General features: G+C 41.8%; 20 protein-coding genes. 18 read left to right on the top strand and 2 right to left on the bottom strand.

Features of this window, described 5'->3' with window-relative positions; translation table 11 throughout:
* The first annotated feature begins 2 nt into the window (after window positions 1–2).
* The 15 genes from T499_RS0110800 (at window position 3) to T499_RS0110730 (ending at window position 15,725) form a co-directional block, all read left to right on the top strand.
* The gene (locus T499_RS0110800; RefSeq protein WP_033150985.1) at window positions 3–1,127 is read left to right on the top strand and encodes a DegT/DnrJ/EryC1/StrS family aminotransferase; all 1,125 of its coding nucleotides are present in this window, start codon (window positions 3–5) and stop codon (window positions 1,125–1,127) included.
* The gene (locus tag T499_RS0110795) at window positions 1,128–2,174 is read left to right on the top strand and encodes a hypothetical protein (protein ID WP_033150984.1); all 1,047 of its coding nucleotides are present in this window, start codon (window positions 1,128–1,130) and stop codon (window positions 2,172–2,174) included.
* Window positions 2,175–2,199: 25 nt separating this feature from the next.
* Window positions 2,200–3,120 (top strand): glycosyltransferase, encoded by a 921-nt coding sequence (locus T499_RS0110790; RefSeq protein ID WP_198021295.1) that lies wholly within the window; start codon window positions 2,200–2,202, stop codon window positions 3,118–3,120.
* 32 nt (window positions 3,121–3,152) lie between these two features.
* Window positions 3,153–4,091, top strand: a complete 939-nt coding sequence (locus T499_RS0110785; protein WP_198021294.1) for a glycosyltransferase family 2 protein — start codon at window positions 3,153–3,155, stop codon at window positions 4,089–4,091.
* Window positions 4,092–4,098: 7 nt separating this feature from the next.
* The gene (locus tag T499_RS0110780) at window positions 4,099–5,352 is read left to right on the top strand and encodes a glycosyltransferase family 4 protein (RefSeq protein ID WP_033150983.1); all 1,254 of its coding nucleotides are present in this window, start codon (window positions 4,099–4,101) and stop codon (window positions 5,350–5,352) included.
* A gap of 77 nt (window positions 5,353–5,429) precedes the next feature.
* Window positions 5,430–5,993, top strand: coding sequence for an acyltransferase (locus T499_RS0110775; RefSeq protein WP_033151055.1), 564 nt, complete (start codon window positions 5,430–5,432; stop codon window positions 5,991–5,993).
* Entirely contained in the window at window positions 5,986–7,128 is a 1,143-nt protein-coding gene (locus tag T499_RS0110770; protein WP_198021293.1) for a glycosyltransferase WbsX family protein, read from the top strand. The genes T499_RS0110775 and T499_RS0110770 overlap by 8 nt, the downstream gene beginning before the upstream one ends.
* Window positions 7,125–7,931 carry a glycosyltransferase family 32 protein gene (locus tag T499_RS14290; RefSeq protein ID WP_084163117.1) on the top strand — a complete coding sequence of 269 codons (807 nt, stop codon included), beginning with the start codon at window positions 7,125–7,127 and terminating at the stop codon, window positions 7,929–7,931. The genes T499_RS0110770 and T499_RS14290 overlap by 4 nt, the downstream gene beginning before the upstream one ends.
* The gene (locus tag T499_RS0110760; protein ID WP_033150981.1) at window positions 7,928–8,986 is read left to right on the top strand and encodes an EpsG family protein; all 1,059 of its coding nucleotides are present in this window, start codon (window positions 7,928–7,930) and stop codon (window positions 8,984–8,986) included. The genes T499_RS14290 and T499_RS0110760 overlap by 4 nt, the downstream gene beginning before the upstream one ends.
* 5 nt (window positions 8,987–8,991) lie before the next feature.
* On the top strand, window positions 8,992–9,861 hold the full coding sequence (locus T499_RS0110755) for a glycosyltransferase family 2 protein (RefSeq protein WP_052173656.1): 870 nt from the start codon (window positions 8,992–8,994) through the stop codon (window positions 9,859–9,861).
* Complete coding sequence (locus T499_RS0110750) at window positions 9,861–11,000, top strand: glycosyltransferase family 4 protein (protein WP_033150980.1); 1,140 nt, start codon at window positions 9,861–9,863, stop codon at window positions 10,998–11,000. The genes T499_RS0110755 and T499_RS0110750 overlap by 1 nt, the downstream gene beginning before the upstream one ends.
* A 2-nt stretch (window positions 11,001–11,002) precedes the next feature.
* Window positions 11,003–11,590, top strand: a complete 588-nt coding sequence (locus tag T499_RS0110745) for a GNAT family N-acetyltransferase (protein WP_033150979.1) — start codon at window positions 11,003–11,005, stop codon at window positions 11,588–11,590.
* Window positions 11,591–11,596: 6 nt separating this feature from the next.
* Window positions 11,597–12,208, top strand: a complete 612-nt coding sequence (locus T499_RS0110740) for a sugar transferase (protein ID WP_033150978.1) — start codon at window positions 11,597–11,599, stop codon at window positions 12,206–12,208.
* Window position 12,209: 1 nt separating this feature from the next.
* Window positions 12,210–13,466, top strand: a complete 1,257-nt coding sequence (locus T499_RS0110735) for a DegT/DnrJ/EryC1/StrS family aminotransferase (protein ID WP_033150977.1) — start codon at window positions 12,210–12,212, stop codon at window positions 13,464–13,466.
* A gap of 288 nt (window positions 13,467–13,754) precedes the next feature.
* Window positions 13,755–15,725, top strand: a complete 1,971-nt coding sequence (locus tag T499_RS0110730; RefSeq protein WP_033150976.1) for a nucleoside-diphosphate sugar epimerase/dehydratase — start codon at window positions 13,755–13,757, stop codon at window positions 15,723–15,725.
* 37 nt (window positions 15,726–15,762) lie between these two features.
* Here T499_RS0110730 and T499_RS0110725 read toward each other — a convergent pair whose 3' ends face one another.
* Together T499_RS0110725 and hflX are read right to left on the bottom strand one after the other, a co-directional pair.
* Window positions 15,763–17,616: a DUF4954 family protein gene (locus tag T499_RS0110725; protein ID WP_013063857.1), complete on the bottom strand. Its 1,854-nt coding sequence runs from the start codon at window positions 17,614–17,616 to the stop codon at window positions 15,763–15,765.
* Entirely contained in the window at window positions 17,609–18,940 is a 1,332-nt protein-coding gene (gene hflX, locus T499_RS0110720; RefSeq protein ID WP_013063118.1) for a GTPase HflX, read from the bottom strand. Before hflX ends, T499_RS0110725 begins: the two co-directional genes overlap by 8 nt.
* A 168-nt stretch (window positions 18,941–19,108) precedes the next feature.
* Here hflX and nagB point away from each other — a divergent pair, with 168 nt between their 5' ends.
* The 3 genes from nagB (at window position 19,109) to T499_RS0110705 (ending at window position 24,886) form a co-directional block, all read left to right on the top strand.
* The gene (gene nagB / locus T499_RS0110715) at window positions 19,109–19,903 is read left to right on the top strand and encodes a glucosamine-6-phosphate deaminase (RefSeq protein ID WP_013065079.1); all 795 of its coding nucleotides are present in this window, start codon (window positions 19,109–19,111) and stop codon (window positions 19,901–19,903) included.
* 49 nt (window positions 19,904–19,952) lie between these two features.
* Window positions 19,953–21,872: a glycoside hydrolase family 97 protein gene (locus T499_RS0110710; RefSeq protein ID WP_157054601.1), complete on the top strand. Its 1,920-nt coding sequence runs from the start codon at window positions 19,953–19,955 to the stop codon at window positions 21,870–21,872.
* Between the two features lie 110 nt (window positions 21,873–21,982).
* The gene (locus T499_RS0110705; protein ID WP_033150974.1) at window positions 21,983–24,886 is read left to right on the top strand and encodes a M16 family metallopeptidase; all 2,904 of its coding nucleotides are present in this window, start codon (window positions 21,983–21,985) and stop codon (window positions 24,884–24,886) included.
* Window positions 24,887–24,928: the final 42 nt, after the last annotated feature.

Below are 24,928 nucleotides of genomic sequence, written 5' to 3'. Positions count from 1 at the left end.
TTATGAACGTACCTTTTTTAAGTTTAAAAGATGTAACGGCTCTGCATGGTGTAGAGATTAACGAGGCTGTTAGCCGTGTTGTTAATGGAGGTTGGTATCTTCAAGGTAAGGAGAATGAACAATTTGAAAATCATTATTCAGAGTTCATCGGAACGAAATATACTATAGGATGTGCCAATGGCTTGGATGCACTTATTTGGATATTTCGTGCATATATCGAGATGGGGGTTATGCAGCCTGGTGATGAGGTGATTGTTCCTGCCAATACATATATAGCTACCATCTTGGCTATTACTGAGAATGACTTAAAACCAGTGTTTTGTGAACCTAAGAAAAATACCTTGGAGATTGATGACGATCTGATTGAGAGTTTTATTACTCCAAAGACAAAGGCCATTGCAATTGTTCACCTTTATGGCCGTATTTCTTATACAGAGAAGATTGGTGCCCTTTGCAAAAAGTATAATCTCAAGCTGATAGAGGACAATGCTCAGGCTCATGGATGTAAGTTTTTGGATGGTCGAATGACAGGTTCTATTGGTGATGCTGCTGGTCATAGTTTCTATCCCGGAAAAAACCTTGGTGCGCTTGGTGATGCAGGTGCTGTGACTACTAACGATCCAGAGTTGGCAGCTGCTGTTCGTGCATTGGCAAACTATGGCTCTCAGAAGAAGTATGTTTTTAAATATGCAGGTCGTAATAGTCGACTGGATGAAATCCAGGCTGCTGTGCTTGATGTGAAATTAAAGTATCTGGTAAAAGATAATCAGCATCGTAAGAAAGTCGCTCATTATTACTATGATCATATTGATAATCCTTTGATTACACTTCCAGACTTGTTACCTGATGAGCAGAATGCATATCATTTGTTCCCGATTTTGGTAAGTAATGGCAAACGTGATGCGTTGCATGATTATTTGGATCAGAATGGCGTTGGAACAGTGTGTCATTATCCTATCGCGCCTCATAAACAGGAGTGCTATGCAAAAGAAGGCTGGAACAACCCCCAGTTAAATCTGCCTATTACAGAACGTTTGGCTGATGAAGAACTTAGTTTGCCTATAGGGCCAACTATTACAATCGATGAGGCTGCTCAAGTCGTAGAGTTGATAAATCTGTTTAGATGAATGGGAAGAATTATGCAACTTCAAAAGTCTTTTGTACAATCACGTAATTCTTCCATAGAGCTATATCGGATTATTGCGACGATTGCCGTACTTTTTGTCCATTTTAATGGTTGGTTTGTTGGAATGCCAGAGAAATTTGATTACGATAACCCTACACTTTTTAGAATTGGGCAGATGATAATCGAAGCATCTACATGTATATGTGTAAATATGTTCCTTATTATCACAGGCTATTTCGGTCTTCGTCTGAAATTAATATCGGTATTGAAGTTATGTATGATATTGATGTTAATAAATGTGCCATTTTATGTTGTAGGAATATTATTGGGGGATGGTTTTTCTTGTAGGACTTTGATTGGAAAATTCCTAGTCATATCAAATGCTGGCTATTTTATACAAGGCTATTTGATGTTGACGTTCTTTTCCCCAGTACTTAATTCTTTTGTTGAAAAATATGGGTGTGAGGTGCTACCGTGGACTTTACTTTTTATTGGTATTGAACTTTGGTTTGGAACAGTGCGTGGAATAGAATATTTTGGTTTTAATAAGGGATATTCCATTATTCACTTTGTTATAATGTATATGGTGGCAAGATGTATTGCTCTTTATAAAGATACTTTACTTGTCTTGCCAAAGAAGTATTGGTTTTATGGATATGTAATAGCTACGTCAATTATATGTTTCATGTATTTTTGTGGCATGGAATGTGCTTTTGCTTACTCAAATCCTATAGTTATATTATCATCTATATGCACTTTTATCCCATTTTTGTATAAAGACTGGCATAACGGTATCATAAACTGGATTGCTGGAGGCACTCTTGCTGTATATATTATTCAGGTAACAGATCCTGCTTATAGTATACTTGTCAAAATTGATAATTATTTATTGAATAATAATACATATTTTCTTTATTTGCTTCTTTGTGGATTGGTGATGTTTGTAACATTTTGGCTATGTGTTATATATCAGAAAATCTGCGAGTGGATGATTCTACCTTTTATTAGTAGACTTCCTATTTTTATTAGGGAATGTAAGTTCAAGTAAATATGAAGTTTTAAGCATGTTTCGTATGGAGCATATTTGTAAAAAAAGTGAGCCGTTGGTTTCTGTTGTTGTGATTACATATAATTCTTCAAATACGGTTTTAGAGACATTGGAAAGTATAAAATTGCAAACATATAATAATATTGAATTGATTATTAGTGATGATGATTCGAAGGATAATACTGTAAGTATATGTAAAGAATGGATAAATAATAATATTGCAAGATTTGTAAAATCGCAGGTTATCAGCTTTTCTTTCAATACAGGAACGGCTGCGAATTTGAATAGAGCCGTATACGCTGCAGAAGGCGAATGGATTAAACCTTTAGCTGCAGATGATAAGTTATTACCTAATTGCATCTCTGATAATGTCAGTTTTGTTTTGGAACACCCAGAAGCGAGTGTTGTATTTTCGAAGGTCATAGGATTTGGTAATATTGTGGCTGCAAGAAATTGGCCTTATTCTAATGTGAAACGCTATTTTGATTCTTTTAGTAATTTACAATTTCGTATAATATTGTCTACACAAAATTTCCTGCCTGCTGCCTCTGCTTTTTTTAAAAGAATTGTTTGGGAAAATGTTGACGGCTATAATGAAGAGATTCCTTTACTTGAAGATTGGCCATTTTGGGTGAAGTTGCTTAATTATGGATATAGTTTCAGTTTCTTGGATGAAGACACTGTTTGTTATAGATTTAGTGAAACCTCTATTTCCCAGAATGAGAAACCGCTAAGTAAAACTTATTTGGAAAGTAACCAAAAAGCTCTAACCTATGCAAGGAAATCGTTGAATAATATTAATTTTTATTATCGGTATTTGTATCTAACTTTGCAATTGTATCGTTGGTATGGTATTTTTGGGGGTATTTTAGTAAGATTGCTCAATTTGTTTAATCCCGCTTTTTATAAATATAAAAATACAATGGGTGCGTTTGAGAAAATGTAAAATTAATGACTCAAAATGATAATAAATATAGTATGGAAAAATTACCTTTTGTAAGTGTTATTGTTCCCAATTATAACTATGCTCAATATCTTCCGGAAAGGATGGAGAGCATATTTAATCAAACATATCAGAATTATGAGGTTATTATTCTTGATGATCACTCGACAGATAATAGTCTTGAGATAATTGAAAAATACCAGTCCTATCCGAGGGTTTCTAAAATCCTAATTAATGATATAAATAGCGGCTCCCCTTTTATACAGTGGGAGCAAGGAATTAAAGAAGCGTCTGGGGATGTAATATGGATAGCGGAGAGTGATGACACTTGTTCTCGATGCTTTCTGGAAACCTTAGTATCGCTTTATGTTCTTACTGAATCTGTTTTGACATTCTGTCATTCAGAATTGATTGATGAAAGAGGAGAGAAACTAAGAGATAATCAGCAGATGAAAAATGTGACATCTGATTTGTCGATGGATGGCAAAGAGTTTATAAGAAACTATTTGGCTTATTCTAATGAAATCCAAAATGCAAGTTGTGCTATTTTTAGTAAGGAAGCAGCTCTTGGAATAGATAAGGAGTATATGAATTATAAGGGAGCTGGCGATTGGTTATTTTGGATTAATATTGCAGAGCAAGGAAATGTTAGTTATTCTAGTTCAATATGTAATAATTATAGGTTGCATTGTAATACTACAAGTAAAGTCATTAAGAGCGGATTGGAGTTTTATGAGATGAAATCTATATACGATAGACTTTTAAAAAATGGGTATCTTAATAGGCTACAATTTGAAAGGTGTAAACAAGATAATCTTTATTTAATTCTTTCTTTAAATGAAATACCATTTCGTGTAAAGATGGAATTGTTTCGGATGTGGAACGTATCTCTGATACATTTTTTTTTATTGCGGATGAAAATGAGAATTTGCAGGATTCTTTTTCCTATTAGAAGAGCTTTTGTTTTGAAATAATAGTGATATGAAACTCCTTTGGTTCGAAGTGACAGAGCCTTCTGCTTATGTTGCAGGAGGTGCCCCTATAGGTTGCTGGCAAGATTCTTTGGAGAGAATTGTTAGGACGATACCTAATACAGAGCTTATTATTGCTTTTATTTCGGAAAAACATTCTGAGGTTAAGGTAATAGATGGGGTTACATATGTTCCGGTTTTAGCTCGATGGTCATTTGGGGAAAGATTTTTTCGGAAGTATTGGGATGTATATGTTGAGAAAATGCTGCCGGATGCATGCTCAATTGTGAAAAAATATAACCCTGATTTAATTCAAGTCTTTGGAACAGAGTGGCCTTTTGGTCAAATTGCTATTTATACGGATATTCCTGTTGTCATTCATATAATGGGTGCGATTGTTCCATATAACAATGCTGCATTCCCACCTGGTTATTCATTTATGGATGTTCTTTGGCAGTATTGGTGGAGCCCGAGAAAGTTGCTTGAACTGTGGAGAGACAAACGGAATCGTAAAAATTGGGAACAATGGGAGAGACGCACATGGAAATGTGTTAAAAATTATATGGGGCGTACTCAATGGGATTGTTCACTTTCAAGAGTTATGCATCCTGAACGTAGATACTTTCATGTGGAGGAGGCTTTACGACCTTTGTTTATAACAGGTAATAAGCAATGGCATTTGAAAGGTAGTAGTAAAATTCGACTTATATCAACTGGATGTAGTACTTTTTGGAAGGGACCTGATATGATGCTGAAAGTTGCGTGCATCCTTACAAAGTTAGGTGTTGATTTTGAATGGAATGTAGTTGGTTCAATGAATCTATCTCTCAAGCAGTTGGTTGAAAATAAAGAAGGAGTTAAATTTGAGAATTGTCATATTAATCTTCTTGGCTTTAAAGACTCTGAAGAATTGACGGATCTTCTATGCTCTTCGACCTTGTATGTTCATACTGCATATATTGAGAATAGTCCAAACTCTATTTGTGAAGCTCAGTGCTTAGGTGTTCCTATTATATCAACAAATGTAGGAGGTATTTCAACATTAGTGCGTGATGGAATTGATGGTATACTTGTACCTGCAAATGATCCTTGGCAAATGGCAGATGCTATTGTCCAACTTGGAACAAATAAGGAACGAATGGAAATAATGTCAAGGAATTCTTTTGCTCTTGCCAGAGATAGACATGATGATGAGAGAATTAAACGACAGTTGTTAGATGCTTATGATGCAATTATTAATGGTAAAAAATGTAGTTTGACATGAGAAACGTTGTCGATATTATTCTTTTGAAGTTAATGTTCGCGGTTAGCAGAATATATACATATAGTTGCAATACTCGGATGGAAGTACTGAGAGATAAGATATATTCTGCTTGGATTCGTAATTTCATTGGACATTTTGGCAGAAATAGCTTAATTCAATATCCTTGTTGTTTGCAGGGAGGAGGACAAAAACGTGTCATGATAGGTGAGAATACCATAATACAAGCCCATAGTGTTTTGGGATGTTGGACAAAATATAGAGAACAGTTTTTTTCCCCTTCGATTGAAATTGGTGATAATTGCCGAATAGGTGAGTACAATCAGATAACTGCATGTAATAGTATAAAGATTGGTGATGGGTTGCTAACGGGGCGCTATGTATATATCGGTGATAATAGTCATGGTGGATTGAGTATAGAGGAATCTCAAGTGCCTCCTTCTGAAAGAAAATTGATGTCAAAGGGTGAGATAACCATAGGTAACAATGTTTGGATAGGGGACAAGGCAACTATATTATCTGGTGTACAGATAGGAGATAATGTAATTGTAGCTGCAAATGCTGTTGTAACAGGAAATGTCCCGAGTAATTGTATTGTTGCTGGTGTTCCCGCCAGAATAAAAAAGAATTTGAATGATGAATAAGAATACGAAGATTTTTGCGATGTATCTTCCTCAGTTTCATTGTATTCCTGAGAATGATGAATTTTGGGGAAAGGATTTTACTGATTGGGTAACTGTAAAAAATGCTGTGCCATTGTTTGAGGGGCATCAGCAGCCGAGGGTGCCATATAATGGCAATTATTATGATTTGTCGTTAGTGGAAAGTGTGGAATGGCAATCAAAAGTAGCTTCAGATTATGGGGTCTATGGTTTTGGCGTTTATCATTATTGGTTTAATAATGAAAAAAACTTATTGACCAGGCCTGCAGAAATCATGAGGGATTCTACGAGAATAAACACTAAGTATTTTTTTATCTGGGATAATTGTAATTGGAAACGAAGTTGGAGTAACGTTATTGGTAATGATTGGGCACCAATTGCTGATGAGGATTCTGTGAACAAAAAAGGTCCTCAAATTCTTATTCCATATATATTGGGAAAAGAATCTGATTGGAGAAAGCATTATGAATATGTTAGAAGCCATTTCATCTCTAAAAATTATGAGAAAAAGGATAATAAACCTGTTTTTGGTATAATATGGCATTCAAAAGAGATTGAACGGATGTGTAATTATTGGGATGCTTTAGCAAGGGAAGATGGTTTTGACGGCATGTGTTTCGTTTTTAAATATGATTCATATAGGTCTTTCCCTAGCAATTCGTATCAGTATAATTATGAACCCCATCATGCAGCATGGGCTAATCCTTGTTTTTTTAGAAGGGTGTATAACCGTTTGTTAAGGATTTTAAATATTAATACCGAATCTTCAGAGGAAGTAATAGTATATGATTACGATAGTGTGTGGCTCAATTTGTTAAAGTCTGCAAAGAGGAACAAGAATCCCAATTTATTCCATGGAGCATTTGTGGATTATGACGATTCTCCGCGTAGAGGACGTAAGCATTCTAGGATATTGATAGGAGGTAGTCCTGAGAAATTTGAGAAATATTTAATTCAGTTGATTTCAATTTCAAAGGAACAGAATAAAGATTATATCTTTTTGACTGCATGGAATGAATGGGGCGAAAGTGCGTATATGGAACCTGATGAAAACAGGAAATATAGTTATTTGCAAGCACTTAAGGCTGCAATAAATAATTCAAACTCTATAATATGATTCCTAAAATTATTCATTTTTGCTGGCTTTCGGGTGATGAATATCCTCCGATGATAAAAAAGTGTATTGAGAGTTGGAAACTTCATCTGCCAGATTATGAAATTATACTTTGGGATACTAAACGATTTGATGTTAATTCTGTTCTATGGACTAAGCAAGCTTTTGAATGTAAAAAATATGCTTTTGCAGCAGATTATATACGTTTATATGCTTTGTATCACTATGGTGGTATTTATTTAGACTCTGATATATTTGTATATAAAAGTTTTGATGATTTATTGGCACTTCCCTATTTTATAGGGGAGGATTTTGTACATCTGTTTGAACCAGCTGTTATAGGATGTGAAGCTGGATTGCCATGGATAGAGACTGTTCTTAATAGATATCGGGAGCGTCCTTTTATTATGAACGATGGTAATATGGATATATGCGCGTTACCTATAGTATTTAGGCGTCAGTTAGGACATTTGTATTCGTTTAAAAGAATAGCAAAGAAAGATGACTTCTCGGATCAAGTAAAAGTGTTAAACGTTTTTGATTATAGTTTCTTTAATAGTAGAGATTATATAGGCTCTGTTAGATACTCAGAAAGTTATTGTTCACATTGCTTCTTGGGTTCATGGCTTAAAACAGATTCCAAGATAAAACTCAAATTGCGTAATTTATTGCCACGCGTTGTTATGAATTTTCTTTATTTCTGCCGATACAAATGTAGTGGTTTGAAATCCATACAAATTCCATATCAAGATAAAAGCTCGTTGAAGATGATAATCTTTGGTAAAACAAAGCCTCTTAAAGTATGAACTTGCTGGGTCTACTTTTTATATTGCTTCCATTTGGGTATATTTTCCTCATCTCAACAACAGAACGAGACGAGGATAAACTTGTTGTTTTTCATTTATGGGGAGGATTGATAATTCTGTTTTTTTATATGCTTTCCTTCATTTTTGTTGAAGGACCTGATAAACCCTTGTATTTGGAGAGTTATTTGGATGCTGAGAATTATTATGGATCATATACTCGAGAATTGTTCTGGGGGCAATTACAGATATTCCTCAGTTCTTTTTTTGTAAAAAATGAGATAATTTATTGGCTGTTTTATTCTTTTATTTATTGTATAGCCTATTTTGTTTTTTCTAAGAAGTATTTTCCTGAACATTATGCAGGCTTCTTTGTGCTTTGTGTGGTTAGCTGTATGGGATTTGTCAGTTATGGTAGTAATACTATTCGCGCAGGTTTTGGCTTGGCATTGCTGTTGTTCTCATTTTGCTCGGAAAATCGGTGGGGGCAACTTTTATTCGCAATAGTAGCTGTTGGCTGTAATATGCCGATGCTAATTCCTATTTGTGGATATCTGTGTGCGAGATATGTTATAAAGAAAGAACGCTGGTGTGAAGGCATCTGGATCCTGTTTTTTGTAATATCGGCAACTACATCTGTTATATCAGACATCATGATGTTATTGGGTGGTTTAGATGCTCGTGCAGAAGAATATGTAAATAATGATGGTATTCAGAACTCATACAATGTCGGTTTTAGGTTGGACTTCGTTCTTTACTCTTTAGTACCTGCATTGTTTGCCAAATATAATATGAAGAATTTAGTTAAAGATTTGCCTTTGTATAATACAATATATAGAGCTTATCTTTTGGTTAACTCTTTATGGTTATTGTTGATTAGAATGCCATTTACGGATCGTTTCGCATATTTAAGTTGGTTTATGATACCATTTCTTCTTTTATATCCAGTGTTAAATGGTTATCTTAATAATCAACATCCTCAGAGATATGTTTTACGTGCTATAGGGCTTTTCTTATTAGTAAATGCTGCATTGACACTTAAATCGTTGTTAAACTAGCGAATATGGAAAATAGACCATTGGTATCAGTTGTTATTCCCGCATATAATTGTGAGAAAACAATTCAGTATACGATATGTTCAGTGATTAATCAGACGTTTACTGATTTTGAATTGCTTATTTTTGATGATGGGAGTACTGATGATACGACTAATATTATCGAGAGTTTTTCTGATATCAGAATAAAATTATATAAGGATGGATATAATAAAGGAATTGCTTGTCGTCTGAATCAGCTTATAAATTTAGCATCAGGACATTATCTTATCAGAATGGATGGTGATGATTTGATGTTCCCTGATCGGCTTGAAAGGCAGGTGAAATTTTTGCAAGAGCACCCTGATGTTGATGTCGTAGGAGCACCTGCGATAGTGATAGATGAGAATAACAATATCCTTGGTTTGCGTGGGCGGGCAAGTCGTATATGGAGTTTTGATGATTTGTTTATGTCATCTCGCTTTATTCATCCAACAGTAGCTGGTAAAACTGAATGGTTTAGAAACTGGCAATATGATGAAAGTCTATCAGGTTGTGAAGATATGGATTTGTGGATTCGTAGCTTCAAAAATTCTGTGTTTGCAGATGTCCTCGAACCTGTACTTTTCTATCGTGAACCTTTGATATTCAGATTGAAAACATATTTAAAACGCCAAAGATTACTTCTCCATTATTCTTGGGGAAAGAGATGTTATATAGATAATAGAGGCCATTTTCTTCAGCTCATATGTAAGATCCTGGTTTCGTCTATTGCTGCTGTCTTTTTGCATATAATTCGATGTGATGATAGGATGATACGAAGACGCAACGAACAACTGGCTAAGGACTCTATTACTAATTATAATTATATATTAAGTAAAATAGTGACGAAAGTTTAATGATAAAGATAATTCGAACAACGACGGTGCCTGAATCTCTGGATACCTTTTGTAAAGGAATGCTTCAGGAGTTGTCGGAGAAATATGAAATTGTAGGGGTGTCATCGCCTGGAGAAGCTCTTGAGAGAGTGGCTGAGCGAGAAGGTGTAAGGGCTATAGCGGTGCCTATGGCTCGTCGTATATCATTAAAGAGCGATCTTATTTCTTTATGCCGTCTTGTTAAGGTTTTCAGAAATGAAAAGCCGACAATGGTACATTCGATGACACCAAAGGCAGGATTACTATGTATGATGGCAGCTTGGATTGCAGGAATACCAGTTAGAGTGCATACATTTACAGGTCTAGTTTTTCCTACTGCTACAGGTCTGAAACGTAGAATCCTGATGGCTACAGATTGGTTAACCTGTGCATGTGCTACACATATTATACCCGAAGGTGAGGGCGTGAAAAATGATTTGCTTAACAATGGCATCACACAGAAGCCACTGAAAGTACTTGGTTATGGAAATGTTCGAGGAGTGGATTTGGATTTCTATTCTAGACGTTCTGAAGTCATGAAACTTGCTGCAGAGATAAAGAAAGATGTATTTACGTTCGTATTTGTAGGGCGTATTGTACGAGATAAGGGAATCAACGAGTTATGTCAGGCTATGGATAAGCTGTCCAAGTCTGTTCAAGCAAGATTGATATTGGTAGGAAGTTTTGAAGATAATCTTGACCCGATATCAGATGATGCTCGTGGCATTATTAAAAGAAATCCTGCAATTGAATTCGTCGGTCCGAAATATGGTGAAGAATTATTATCCTATTTTGCAGCATCGGATTGCTTCGTGTTTCCAAGTTATCGAGAGGGATTCCCTAATACAGTGATTGAAGCTGGTGCTATGGGGCTACCGTCAGTTGTGACTGATATAAATGGTTCGCGAGAGATTATTCGTCAAGGCGAAAACGGTGTTATTGTTCCGTCGAAGAATGCTGATGCACTATATGAGGCAATGTTGAATATGGTGAGTGATAACATTGCTCGTGATAAAATGGCTGGTAATGCAAGAGAGATGATTGCATCAAGATTTGAGCAGGGCTTTGTGAGAAAGTGCTTGTATGATTTCTATGATGAGATATTGAAAGATAATAATTAAGTATGTTATACGCAATTGCACACATCTTAAGAGATAAATTAGGATGGCTATGGAATATTATTGAAAGTTTTAATGGAATGCTCTTTTCGTTAAGATATGGAAAGAGAATGAGAGACATTTCTTTTACGAATATTCCAGAAGGGTATAATCTTGTTGCATTGAGGGATGTTTCTCCTGATAGTATGGTAGAATTCTTTGAACATCAACCAGAGGAAGCTTTTAAGTACTTTTGTCCCCATGCTTTTGATGCCAAGAGTATTAAACGATTACAAAACAATCGCGCTTTTATGGGTTATGTTCTTATAGACCAGTTTAATGGTAAGATTGCTGGTTATTGCTTTAACAGATGCTTTTTCCATGGACAAGGATTCCGTGGTAGGTTGGTAGATGTCGCCTATCGCGGTAAGGGGCTGGGAACTGCAATGAACAAAATACTTAATGAAGCAGGATTTGGTATTGGACTTAGACTATTTGAAACAGTTTCGAAGGATAATGTGGCTTCATATCGTTCTGCCCTTTCTGCTAGTAATGTTAAAGTTGTAAGGGAAATGCCGCATAATGAACTGTATTTGGAAATATTGGAGGGATAATAGAATATGTTTTTTAAGTGGATATTTGATAGAATCGTCTCATTGTTAGGTCTATTTTTTTTGTGGCCTGTACTGATAGTGGTGGCTATTCTGATTAAGATAAAGATGCCTGGTGGACCTGCGTTGTTTACTCAGAAACGAGTTGGACGACATGGTAAGTTGTTTACGATGCATAAGTTCCGTTCAATGACTGTATCGCATAGCGGTTCGTCGGTATCTGTAGCCGGCGAGGCGCGTATTACACCTTTAGGGGCTAAACTCCGTAAATATAAACTGGATGAACTGCCAGAACTATGGGATGTGCTTATTGGTAATATGAGTTTCGTAGGACCAAGACCCGATGTGCCAGGTTATGCTGATCAGTTGAAAGGCGATGACCGTAGGGTGCTGGAACTTCGTCCAGGTATTACAGGTCCAGCATCATTGAAATATCGTGATGAGGAGGAACTTCTGGCTAAGGTGGAGAATCCGATAGAATATAACGATACAGTGATATATCCCGATAAAGTTCGCATCAATCTGTATTATCTGGATCACTATTCTTTTATAAAGGATATCCAGATGATTCTTTGTACGGTGTTGGGGAAGAGAATGAAGTATAATAACGAAATGATATAATATGGCAAACAAGAGAATATATCTATGCTTGGCTCATATGAGCGAGGCTGGATTGGAACAGAAGTATATTAAGGAGGCATTTGATACGAACTGGGTAGTGCCTCTGGGACCGAATGTAAATGGTTTTGAGAAAGACTTAGAAGAATTTGTTGGCGAAGATAAGCGCGTGGTGGCTTTGAGTGCTGGTACGGCTGCGGTGCATTTGGCGCTGATTGCTTGTGGCGTTGGTCCTGGCGATGAGGTGATTGTACAGAGCTTTACGTTTTGTGCATCGTCACACCCAATAACCTATTTGGGAGCTACCCCAGTGTTTGTAGATTCTGAGCGCGACACCTGGAATATGGATCCTGACTTGTTGGAGGAGGCAATTAATGATCGTATTGCAAAAACAGGTAAGAAGCCTAAAGCCATTGTACCTGTAGCACTTTACGGTATGCCTTATCAGATTGACCGTATCATGGAGATTGCTAATCGTTATGAGATTCCTGTAATTGAGGATGCGGCTGAGGGATTCGGTTCGAAGTATAAAGGCCAGATGTTAGGTACATTCGGAAAGTATGGTGTACTTTCGTTTAATGGTAATAAGATGATTACTACTAGTGGCGGTGGTGCGCTGATTACACCTGATGAGGATGCTTGGCGTGAGATTATGATGTATGCCACCCAGTATCGTGAAAGCTATCCTTACTATCAGCATGAGAAGATTGGCTACAACTATCGCATGAGTAATATTTGTGCAGGTATCGGTCGTGGTCAAATGACAGTAGCAGATGATCATATTAAGCATCACCAGCATGTGCAGAAACTCTATGAGGAGTTGTTGGCTGGTGTTGAGGGCGTGACTGTGCATCGCCAGCCAGATAATGGCGATTATGATAGTAACTACTGGCTTTGCACAATAACACTTGATTCATCGTTGAAGGTGAAAGGGCTAGAGGATGCCTACAAAACTATTGTGACAGGTGCTGTTGGTGGAGCTGCAGGTGTGATTCATGCAGCATCTTCGGCTGTTACAGACTGTCAGCCCAATGATAATGTAGAGGCTATGCGTGTGGCTTTGGATCAGGCAGGCATTGAGGCTCGTCCTGTATGGAAGCCTATGCACAAGCAGCCTGTGTACAAGGATGCACCTGCTTACTTAAATGGTGTGAGCGAGGAAATCTTCAAAATTGGTATGTGCCTCCCTGCTGGTCCATATGTGAGCGATGAGGATGTAAAATATATTGTACAGACTATCAGAGAGTCAATCGTTGGTTGATTCTACAATTGCTCAATTTTGCAAAAGTAAGATATCTGCTGCTTGTCGTGGTTAATGTCGACAAGCAGCAGTTTTTTGTTTATAGAGCTTCCCTCTGTAGGCATGTGAACTTTTGGTATGTGAAAACGTGAATTAATTCAGAAGGGGTTTTGAATTAATTCACAGGAAAATGGCGACAAATCTTAAGTTAATTGAGATGTTTCGCTTGATTTGCATAAAAGTTGTTATTTTCTTGCATAGTTCGGAAATAATATGTAATTTTGCGGCCAAGAACTATATGAGTGTTGTATGAGAAATCAGTTTGATAAAATACTAAATTGGTACTTTTCTAAAAGTGCCCTGCCTTATTGGTGCATTATTTTGATAGACTGCGCTAGTATGATGGCCAGTGGCGTGCTAACGTATTGGCTGTTTACAAATACACAAACACTTTATGATGATACACTCAGGGTATTTAACACCATGGTGTGTTTTACTATTCTTAGCGTGCCTGGTTTCCGCTTGTTCCATACTTATGCGGGCTATATGCGTTTTGCGGGTTTTGTTGACCTGATGCGTGTAGTGTATGGCAACTTGTTGTCGTTAGGTCTGGTGTTATTAGCACAATCGGTTACCTATTTGTTGCCCACCGAGTGGTTTGTACACTTTAAGTTGTCGGCGATATTCCTGATATTCTTGTTGGCTACATTGATGATGTGGGCCACACGTGTGTTTGTGAAGACACTTTATGATGCCGCATTCTCGGATACCAGAGCGATGCGTATCCTGATATATGGTGCTATGCAGGGAGGCGTAGGTTTGGCCAAGAGTATTCGTAATCAACGTCCACGTAAATACATCGTAAAAGGTTTTATCTCGCATGTAAAGAGAGGAAGACATAAAGAAATATTAGGTGAACCTGTGTACTCTGTTTGCGAAGACTTGGCCGATATTATCCATAAAAAGGATATTGATGCCGTATTGGTGTCGCCTTATCGTGTGAAGGATTTCCGAAATGATCAGAAAGTACAGGATCAGATTATCGGTGCGGGTGCCAAGATCCTGATGGCGCAGAATGCTGTGGAGATGAGTGATGATGCCCAGCAGAATGGCGACGAGAACTTTGATGCCGGCTTGCAGATGCGCGAGGTGAGCGTTGAGGAACTGCTGCCACGCATGGAAATACGTGTGGATTTGAAATCGGTAGAGGAACTGCTGAAGGGTAAGCGTGTGTTGATTACAGGTAGTGCAGGTTCGATTGGCTCGGAGATGGTGAACCAGGTGGCGAAGTTTAAACCTGCTGCCATGATGCTGATTGACCAGGCTGAGACACCTGAGCATGATATCCGCCTGATGATGGCGAAGAACTATCCGAAGATTCCTACAGAAACCATCGTGACAAGTATTTGCAACCAACCACGCATGGAGGCTATCTTTGAGCGCTTTAAGCCCGACTATGTGTTCCATGCTGCGGCTTATAAGCACGTGCCTATGATGGAGAATAACCCCAGCGAGGCGGTACGTAACAACATTTATGGTACAAAGGTGATTGCCGACCTGAGTGTGAAGTACGATGTGAAGAAGTTTGTGATGGTTTCGACTGATAAGGCAGTGAACCCTACTAACGTAATGGGTTGCTCAAAACGTATCTGTGAGATTTATGTGCAGAGCTTGGACCGCAAACTGAAGCTGGAGCACCTGCAGACACACCATAAGTTGGATCGCGACTATACAAAGACACAGTTTGTAACTACCCGCTTTGGTAATGTGCTGGGTTCGAACGGTAGTGTGATACCTTTGTTCCGTAAGCAGATTATGGAGGGTGGCCCTGTAACTGTGACCGATGAGAATATTGTTCGCTACTTTATGCTGATACCAGAGGCTTGTAAGCTGGTGCTGGAGGCCGGTACCAAGGGTAATGGCGGTGAGATATTTGTGTTTGATATGGGACAGCCCGTGAAGATTTCGGACCTGGCTAAGCGTATGATCAAGCTGTCGGGTGCGAAGAATGTAGAAATCAAATATACCGGTCTGCGTCCTGGCGAAAAACTCTATGAGGAGGTGTTGAACGATCAGGAGAACACCAAGCCAACCTTCCACGAGAAGATACGTATTGCCGAGGTTCGTGAGTACGACTATGATCAGGTATGCCAGGATATCGATGAACTGGTAGAGATAGCCGGACGCTTTGATGATATGGCAACCGTGAAGAAGATGAAAGATATCGTGCCGGAATATAAGTCGAATAATTCGGTTTACGAAAAATTAGATAAGAAGTAAAATAATTAATCCCCAGCCGAGCGGCTGGGGATTATTGTTAGTTCTCGTAGTCAATCTCGTGGTCGAGTTTGGAGAGGAAGTCTTCGTAAACATCTTGCTCGACGTCGCCCATCTGGAATTCTTTTTCGGCATCCTTGCGGATCTCGGCAATCCAGGCGCGGCGGGCTCTGACGTAGTCTTCACGAATGCGCTCACAGGCGGCCTCGTCGAGTTCTTCGAGCTGATAGTAGTCCAGGATCATCTGGTAGCTCCATGCCCAGCGGTAATCGCTGTAGTTGTTGTTGATCTCAACAAAGCGGTCGAGTACATCGTGGATATTGTCGATGTTGCCATTCTTGATATCCTCAACCAAACGCTGTTCCTCGCTCTCGGGCAACAGCAGTCCGCTCATGTCAATCCAGCGGCCCTGGCCTGTAGTGCTCACGGGCTTGCCAATATAACCCTCCTTCTGGGCACGCTTCAGTACGGCACCCATATAGATGCGCAGGGCGATATCGTAGTACTTTAATCCCTTACGCAACGAGGTGGCATTGATGACATACTCGTGGAAGTTATAGGTAGTGACGTTATCACCCGATGCATGGCGCAGGTCCTTCAGGATCTGGATACCCTGCATAATCTCGCCTACGGTGAAAGGTGAGAGCCAGTCGAAGTTGATGATACTCTTACGCGACTGCTTAGAACGTTTATCACGTTTGGGCCATTTCTTGATATCACGATACAATCCCACGGTGGTGATGTTACGACCAGGTACCAGATAGCAATCGTCGCCGTAAGCCAATAGGTAGCTGAATGGCAGATTGCGGGTGTCGGGGTGGTGCATCAGCTTACCAAAGCACACCGAGAAAGCACCGATAGTGGCAGGCATCAGCACGTAAGCACCTGATGCGGTCTTGGTGCCGCGCTCCAGCGTACCATAGTGCATGGGGCCCATCTTATAAGCGTGGTTTGAGAAGTTGGTGTTAGAGCCAGCGTTATAGAACGAGAACTCGCCACCAATCAGCAGCGAACTCTTATGGTGAGAGGCTGAGAATGGGCCGCAGAAAGCAGCACAAGCCTCGCCATTGGCCATGAATGAGTTTGCAAAGAAAAGCGATGCCTCGGCGGTAAAGCCATTGGTAATCTGACAGGCCTCGCCTACGAAGCAATCCTGCATTTTTACTGAGTTGTTGATGGAGCAACCATCGCAGATAATCGAATTTTCGCAGATAACACCTGTGCCGATAAACACAGGAGCGTCCATCGAACTCATCACCGTACACTCTGAAAGGCGTGCTGCACCGCTAATTTCGCAGTCGCCTTTGATGATGGTGTTGGTGATATCCTTGGCGTTGATAATCTTTACGTTGTTACCGATATAGCCACGATCGGGGCGCGAAACACGCAACTCGTCCTCGATCATCTGCTGGAGGGTTTGCTTCAGGTTCTTGTCGTTGTTATGCTTCACCATGAACGACGCTAACTGTGAGTTCAACTCGCGGAAGATGGTTACATTGCCATCGCCCATCTCGTTGAGTACCGAGATAACAGAACCTTCACCATAAGTGGCGTCATCGGTGGTTTCGAGCGTACATATATTAGATATGTAACAGTCGTTACCGATGGTGTAGTTATTGATGTAGTTGCCAATCTTCTCGATAAGGCAGTCGTTACCTACCGTGACGTTGCGCAGGGTGGCATCGTTGATACCAGAGTGCTTGGTAAAGCCCTTGCTTACCTCGACCATCTTGTTGAATGCGCCTAAGCGGATGTCGCCATAGAACATCACACGATGGAAATTGTACGGTTTAAAGTTCTCGTCGACTAAAACACGTTGCCAGTCCTCAGCCCAGCACACGTTGTTCTCCAAAACGTCGATTTCGTTCTGGGTTAGTTGTCTGTAATTACTCATAATCTTGATATAAAAAGTCGTTATAGGGGTATTTCTGCACATGCAGCTCACGTACTCGTTTATACAGAATGTCGCGCAGTGCATCAATATTATCCTTTTGTTTGGCCGAGATGAACAGGCACTCCAGGTAGTGCTGGTTCTCGCCTGTGCGAGCCATCCAGGTCTTTTCCAAATCTTCGAGTGTCATGTTCTCCTTGGTGGCAGGTGTCAGGTCGTCCTCCTCCTTCTCCACCCAGGTGTAGGCATCAATCTTGTTGAATACCAACATGGCGGGCTTATCGGCACAGCCTAACTCTTTTAAGGTCTCCTCAACCACACGGATCTGATCCTCGAAGTCGGGGTGGGAGATATCTACCACGTGTACCAGCAGGTCGGCCTCGCGCACCTCGTCGAGGGTGCTCTTGAACGATTCAACCAGGTCGCTGGGCAACTTGCGGATGAATCCAACGGTATCGGCCAACAGGAAAGGCAGGTTATCGATGGTCATCTTACGTACGGTGGTATCGAGTGTGGCAAAGAGCTTGTTCTCGGCAAACACCTCGCTCTTGGCCAGCAGGTTCATCATGGTGCTCTTACCCACGTTGGTATAACCTACGAGGGCCACACGAATCAGGCGACCACGGTTCTTACGCTGAGTGGTTTTCTGTTTGTCGATTTCGGCCAGGCGCTGTTTCAACAGGGTGATGCGCTGCAGAATGATACGACGGTCCATCTCCAACTGGGTTTCACCAGGACCACGCAGTCCTACCGAACCTTTTCCACCGCCCGAACCCGAGCCACCGCCCTGGCGCTCCAAGTGAGTCCAGAGTCGCTGCAGGCGGGGCAGCATATAGCGATGCTGAGCCAGCTCAACCTGTGCCTTGGCCTCGGCGGTCTGGGCGCGCATAGCAAAGATATCGAGAATAAGTGAGGTGCGATCCAGAATCTTAACCTGTAGCTCCTTTTCGATATTACGCATCTGCTTGGCACTCAGCTCATCATCAAAGATGACCATACCTACAGGCTGTGGGGCATTCGATTCGTCGAGCAAACCCTCGGCAAACAGCGAGGCATCCTGCTCATCCAGCCACTCATCGTAGGCATCCTGGCATTGCTTGATATATTCTTTGATTTCGAGCAGTTTACCGCTACCTACATAGGTGGTCTGACTGGGGCCACCCACTTTCTGGGTGAAACGCTTCACGGTAACTGCACCGGCAGTATCTGCCAGGAACTCGAGTTCGTCGAGATATTCCTTGGTCTTAGCCTCGTTCTGTTCCTTGGTAATGAGTCCCACCAGTACGGCAGTCTCTGCTTTTGCTTCTGATATTACAAACTCTTTCAATGGACTATTTACTATTTTTCTATTTTACAATTATTTTTCGGCACAAAATTATAGAAAAATCTTCGCGACAGAAAAAAATCCGTGTTAATCCGTGTTAATCCGTGCCTAAAAAGAATATTTCGTTGTATTTTTGCACGGAAATAGAAATAAACTAAAATCAAATAGCGTATGAGAGTTATTATTCAGAGTGACTATCAGAAAATGTCACAGTGGGCCGCAAACCACGTTATTAAGCGTATCAACGAGTTCAACCCAACTCCCGATCACAAGTTTGTACTGGGATTGCCAACCGGTTCGTCGCCAGTAGGAATGTATAATGCACTGGTTGAGGCTAATCGCGCCGGTAAGGTGTCGTTTAAGAATGTGATTACCTTTAACATGGACGAGTATGTAGGTTTGCCCGAGGCTCATCCTGAGAGCTATCATGCTTTTATGGCCCGCAACCTGTTTGATCATATCGACTGTCCCAAGGAGAATATCCATATTCTGAATGGTAATGCCCCTGATTTGCAGGCTGAGTGCAAGCACTACGAGGAGATGATTAAGCAGGCTGGTGGTATCGACCTGTTTATCGGTGGTATTGGTCCTGATGGTCATATTGCCTTTAACGAGCCAGGTTCATCACTGCGCAGCCGTACTCGTATGAAGACTCTGACTACCGACACTCGTATTGCTAACAGTCGTTTCTTTGGTGGTAAGCCCGAGAATGTACCTGCCCACGCTCTGACCGTAGGTGTTGGTACCGTGATGGATGCCCGCGAGGTTATGATTCTGGTAAATGGTCATGGTAAGGCTCGCGCTATGCAGGCTGCTGTTGAGGGTGCTGTGAACCACATGTGGACAATCTCGGCTCTGCAGATGCATGAGCACGGCATCATCGTAAGTGATGAGGAGGCTGCTGATGAGCTGAAGGTTAGCACCTATAAGTACTTTAAGGATATCGAAAGCGACCAGCTTTTGTAATATTAATCATTAAACATTAAATATTTTGAAGAAGATATTTTTATCAATAATGCTGGCGTCATCAGTCCTTTGTTGGGCTGATGACGTTCGTGTTTCATCACCTAACGGGAGTTTGGTGGTGACAGTGAGTGATGCAGAAGGAAAACTGAGTTATACGGCTACCCTTGATGGTAAGCAGATGTTGGCACCATCGGCCTTGGGTTTGCAAACCAGTTTGGGCGACCTGACTAAGGAATTGTCAATTGTAAATTCTCAATTGTCAACTGTAGCTAATAGCTACTCGATGCGTGGCACCAAGGCCTCGAAGGTGGATTATAAGGCCAATGCCTTGACCATCAATCTTCAGGACAAGGATGGTGTAAAGTTCAGCATCCTGTTTCAGGTATCTGACAATGATATCGCCTACCGCTACCAGATGCCACGACAGACTATCCGTCGCCGTGAGTACAAGCGTGTGCGTATTCTCTCAGAGGTGAGTGGCTTTAACTTCCCTGAGGGTACCACCACCTTTATCTCACCACAGATTGGTCCAGAAACAGGTTGGGAGCAGACCAAACCTTCGTACGAGGAGGGCTACTCTAACGATGCACCCATGGATAAGGCCTCGCAGTATGGTCATGGCTACATCTTCCCTGCGCTGTTCCATCTGCCTACTGGTTGGGCACTGGTGAGCGAGACTGGTGTTACTAGTGGCTATTGTGGTAGTCATCTGAGTGATTATCAGGCAGGTAGTGGTTATACCGTGGCATATCCCGATAAGGGCGAGAACAATGGTTTTGGTACCGACTTTGCCGCTATCCCCCTGCCAGGCGAAACACCATGGCGCACCATTACCTTGGGCAGCACCTTGAAGCCAATCCTGGAGACAACTATCAGTTACGATGTGGTAGAGCCCCGTTATCAGGCTTCGACTGATTACAAGGCTGGACGCTATACCTGGAGCTGGCTGATTGGTCAGGACAACTCGATTAACTACGACGATCAGGTACGCTTTATCGACCTGGCTTCGGCCATGGGCTTTGAGTACTGTCTGGTGGATAACTGGTGGGACCAGAATATCGGTCGTGAGCGTATTGCCGAACTCTCGAAATATGCCCAGAGCAAGGGTGTACACCTGCTGATGTGGTATAACAGTAATGGTTTCTGGAACGATGCCCCACAAACCCCACGCAACTGTATGAACACCGCCATTGCCCGTGAAAAGGAGATGAGCTGGTTGGAGAGCATTGGTGTGAAGGGTATCAAGGTAGATTTCTTTGGTGGCGACAAGCAGCAGACCATGCAGCTGTATGAGGATATCCTGAGCGATGCCAATCGTCATGGTTTGCAGGTGGTGTTCCATGGTTGCACCGTGCCTCGTGGCTGGGAGCGTATGTATCCTAACTTTGTGGCTTCGGAGGCTGTGCTGGCTTCGGAGAACCTGTTCTTTGGCGAGGGTGCTACTATCAGCGAGGGCTTTGATTTGACGTTGCATCCTTTCTGTCGTAATGCTACGGCCTCGATGGACTGGGGTGGTATTATCATGAACAAGTTTATGTCGACAGATAACAAGAGTCGCCACTCACGCAAGACTACCGATATCTTCGAACTGGCTTCGGGAATTACCATGCAGACCTCGGTACAGTGTGTAGCCATGCAGCCTAACAATCTGCAGGAATTGCCACAGTTTGAGATGGACTTTTTGCGCGAGTTGCCCACCACTTGGGAGGAGACACGCTTTATTGATGGCTATCCCGGCAAGTATGTGGTGATGGCACGTAAAGCCACTAATGGCAAGTGGTACATCGCTGGTTTGAATGCCCAGAAAGAACCACTCGCACTGACTCTTGATTTGAAGGCATTTGGTGACCTGACTAAACTGCTTGTTGACGATAAGCAGATGCAGCCAGTACAGACTGCCTTGAAGAAAGATAAGAAGGGAAAGATAAAAGTCGTTATTCAGCCGAATGGCGGAATGATTATTAAATAATATCAAGGAGCATTTTTTTATTAAGAAATGCTCCTTTTTATTTGCAAATGTCGCAAATAATACCTACCTTTGCGGCTGAAATAATTATTATTATCAATATTTTATTATTAATGAAAACTAAATTTTTACTGACTATCGCAGCCATGGCACTTGGAATGAGTGTCCAGGCTAAGGATTTCAAGTACGTCACCGTTCCCGGCGACAAGATGCAAACCCGTATGTACACATTGGATAACGGCCTGAAGGTGTTCCTGAGTGTGAACACAGAGAAACCACGTATCCAGACTTATATAGCCGTACGTACAGGCTCAAAGAACGACCCTGCCGAAACCACAGGATTGGCTCACTATCTGGAGCACCTGATGTTTAAGGGCACCAAGCAGTTTGGTACAAGTAACCCAGAGGCTGAGGCCCCATTGCTGGCTGAGATTGAGCAGCGCTACGAGGCTTATCGTAAGCTCACCGATCCTGAGGCTCGTAAAAAGGCATATCACGAGATCGACTCAGTGAGTCAGGTAGCTGCCAAGTACTTTATTCCTAATGAGTACGACAAGCTGATGGCTGCTATTGGTGCTGAGGGTACCAACGCCTACACTTCGAACGATGTAACTTGCTATACTGAGAATATCCCATCGAACGAGATTGATAACTGGGCAAAGATCCAGGCCGATCGTTTCCAGAATATGGTGATTCGTGGTTTCCACACTGAGCTGGAGGCTGTGTACGAGGAGTATAACATCGGACTGACCAGCGACAGTCGTAAGCTGTTCGCTACCCTGAGCAAGATGTTGTGGCCTAACCATCCTTATGGCACACAGACCACCATCGGTACCCAGGAGCACCTGAAGAACCCATCAATCACCAATATCAAGAACTACTTCAACAAGTGGTATCGCCCCAATAATGTGGCAATCTGTATGGCTGGTGATTTTGATCCTGATAAGACCATCGCAATCATTGATAAGTACTTCAGTAGTTGGAAACCTGGTGCTGATGTAAAGCAGCCAACCTTTGCACCACTGCCAGCTCTTACGCAGCCCAAGGATACTACCATCGTAGGTCCAGAGGCCGAGCGTGTATGGATGGCTTGGCGTGCCAAGCAGGCCAATGCCCTGCAGGCTGATACCTTGCAGCTGATGGAGGATGTACTGAGCAACGGTCGTGCCGGACTGTTCGACCTGGATTTGAACCAGACCATGAAGGTGCAGAGCGCCAATGGTGGTTGCGAACTGTTGAGAGACCATAGCGCATTCTTCCTGATGGGTACCCCAAAGCAGGGTCAGAGCCTGGAAGAGGTTCGTAGCTTGATGCTGGCCGAGATTGACAAACTGAAGAAGGGCGACTTCCCCGAGAACCTGTTGCCCAGCATTATTAACAACAAGAAGCGTAGCTACTATCAGCGTCTGGAGAGCAACGAGGGTAGAGCAGATATGTTTGTAGATGCTTTTATCAACGAGGTTGACTGGAAACAGGAGGTTGAGAGTATCGACCGTATTTCGAAGATTACCAAGCAGGAACTGGTTGACTTTGCCAACAAGTTCTTTACCGATGGATATGTAACCGTATTCAAGAAGCAGGGTGTTGACAGCCTGCAGAAGAAGATTGATAAGCCTGCCATCACCGCCATCCCCACCAACCGCGACATGATGAGTCAGTTTGTGAAGGATGTTCAGAATGCTGAGGTAGAGTCCATCCAGCCACGATTTGTTGACTTTAAGAAGGATCTGACCATCGCTAAGCTGGGTAAGAGTCTGCCTTTCTACTACGTGAAGAATAACGATAACGGTTTGTTCAACCTGGTATTCTTCTACGAGTTTGGTCAGAGTGCTGATAAGCGCTACGATGTAGTGGCTGATTATATTAAGCTGTTGGGTACCGACAAGCAGAGTGCCGCTGAGCTGAAGCAGAAGTTCTACGAGCTGGCTTGCGACTGGTCGATGAATGTAGGTACTGAGAATATCACCGTTAACCTGTCGGGTTTGAACGAGAATATGCCTGCAGCACTGGCTCTGCTCGAGGACCTGTTTAAGAAGGCCAAGGTAGATAAGGCCGCTTACGATCAGATGGTGAATCTGACTTTGAAGCGTCGTAACGATACCAAGAAGAGTCAGGGTGCCTATTTCTCACACCTGTATAGCTATGCTACCGTTGGCGAGCGTAATGCTTATCGCGACCTGGTAAGCGAGCAGGAGTTGAAAGATACCGATCCACAGGTATTTGTTGATCTGCTGAAGGGCTTGAGCAATTACACCCATAAGGTGGTTTACTTTGGTCCGATGAGCGAGAAGGAGGCTGTTGCTGCTATTGCTAAGGCTCACCGCACAGCCAAGAAGTTGGCTGCTATCCCAGAGAACAAGCCATACCTGAATGCACCTGCTACTCAGAACGAGGTTCTGATTGCACCTTACGATGCTAAGAACATCTACATGCGTATGTACCACAATGAGGGTCGTAGCTGGAATCCTGATGAGGCTGCTGTACAGGAGGTATTCAACGAGTACTATGGTGGCGGTATGAACGGTATCGTATTCCAGGAGATGCGCGAGGCTCGCGGTCTGGCTTACAATGCCTACGCTTACTATGCTCAGCCCAGCTGGAAGGATCGTAAGGAGTTCTTTATGACTCATATCATCACCCAGAACGATAAGATGAGCGATTGTATTGCACACTTTAACGAGATTCTGAACAATATGCCTGCTAGCGATGCAGCCTTTAAGATTGCCAAGGATGCTGTTACCAAGCAGATGGCCAGCAACCGCACTACCAAGATTGGTATCTTTAATGCTTATTTGAGTGCTCTGCGCCTGGGTCTCGACTGCAGTCTGGATGAGATTATCTACAAGAACCTGGATAAGGTAACCCTGCAGGATATCGTGAACTTTGAGAAGCAGCAGATGGCCAACAAGCCATGTCGCTATATCATCTTAGGCGATGAAAAGGAACTCGACATGAAGACACTCGAGAAGATCGGTCCTGTGAAGAGACTGACTACCGAAGAAGTTTTTGGATATTAAACATGAAAGATTAAACATTAAACGTTGATTAAACAAATACGA

Source organism: Prevotella sp. RM4, from assembly GCF_000701965.1.
Classification (GTDB): Bacteria; Bacteroidota; Bacteroidia; order Bacteroidales; family Bacteroidaceae; genus Prevotella; species Prevotella ruminicola.
The sequence above is the reverse complement of the archived record's forward strand: the minus strand, read 5'-3'. Positions and strand labels throughout refer to the sequence as shown.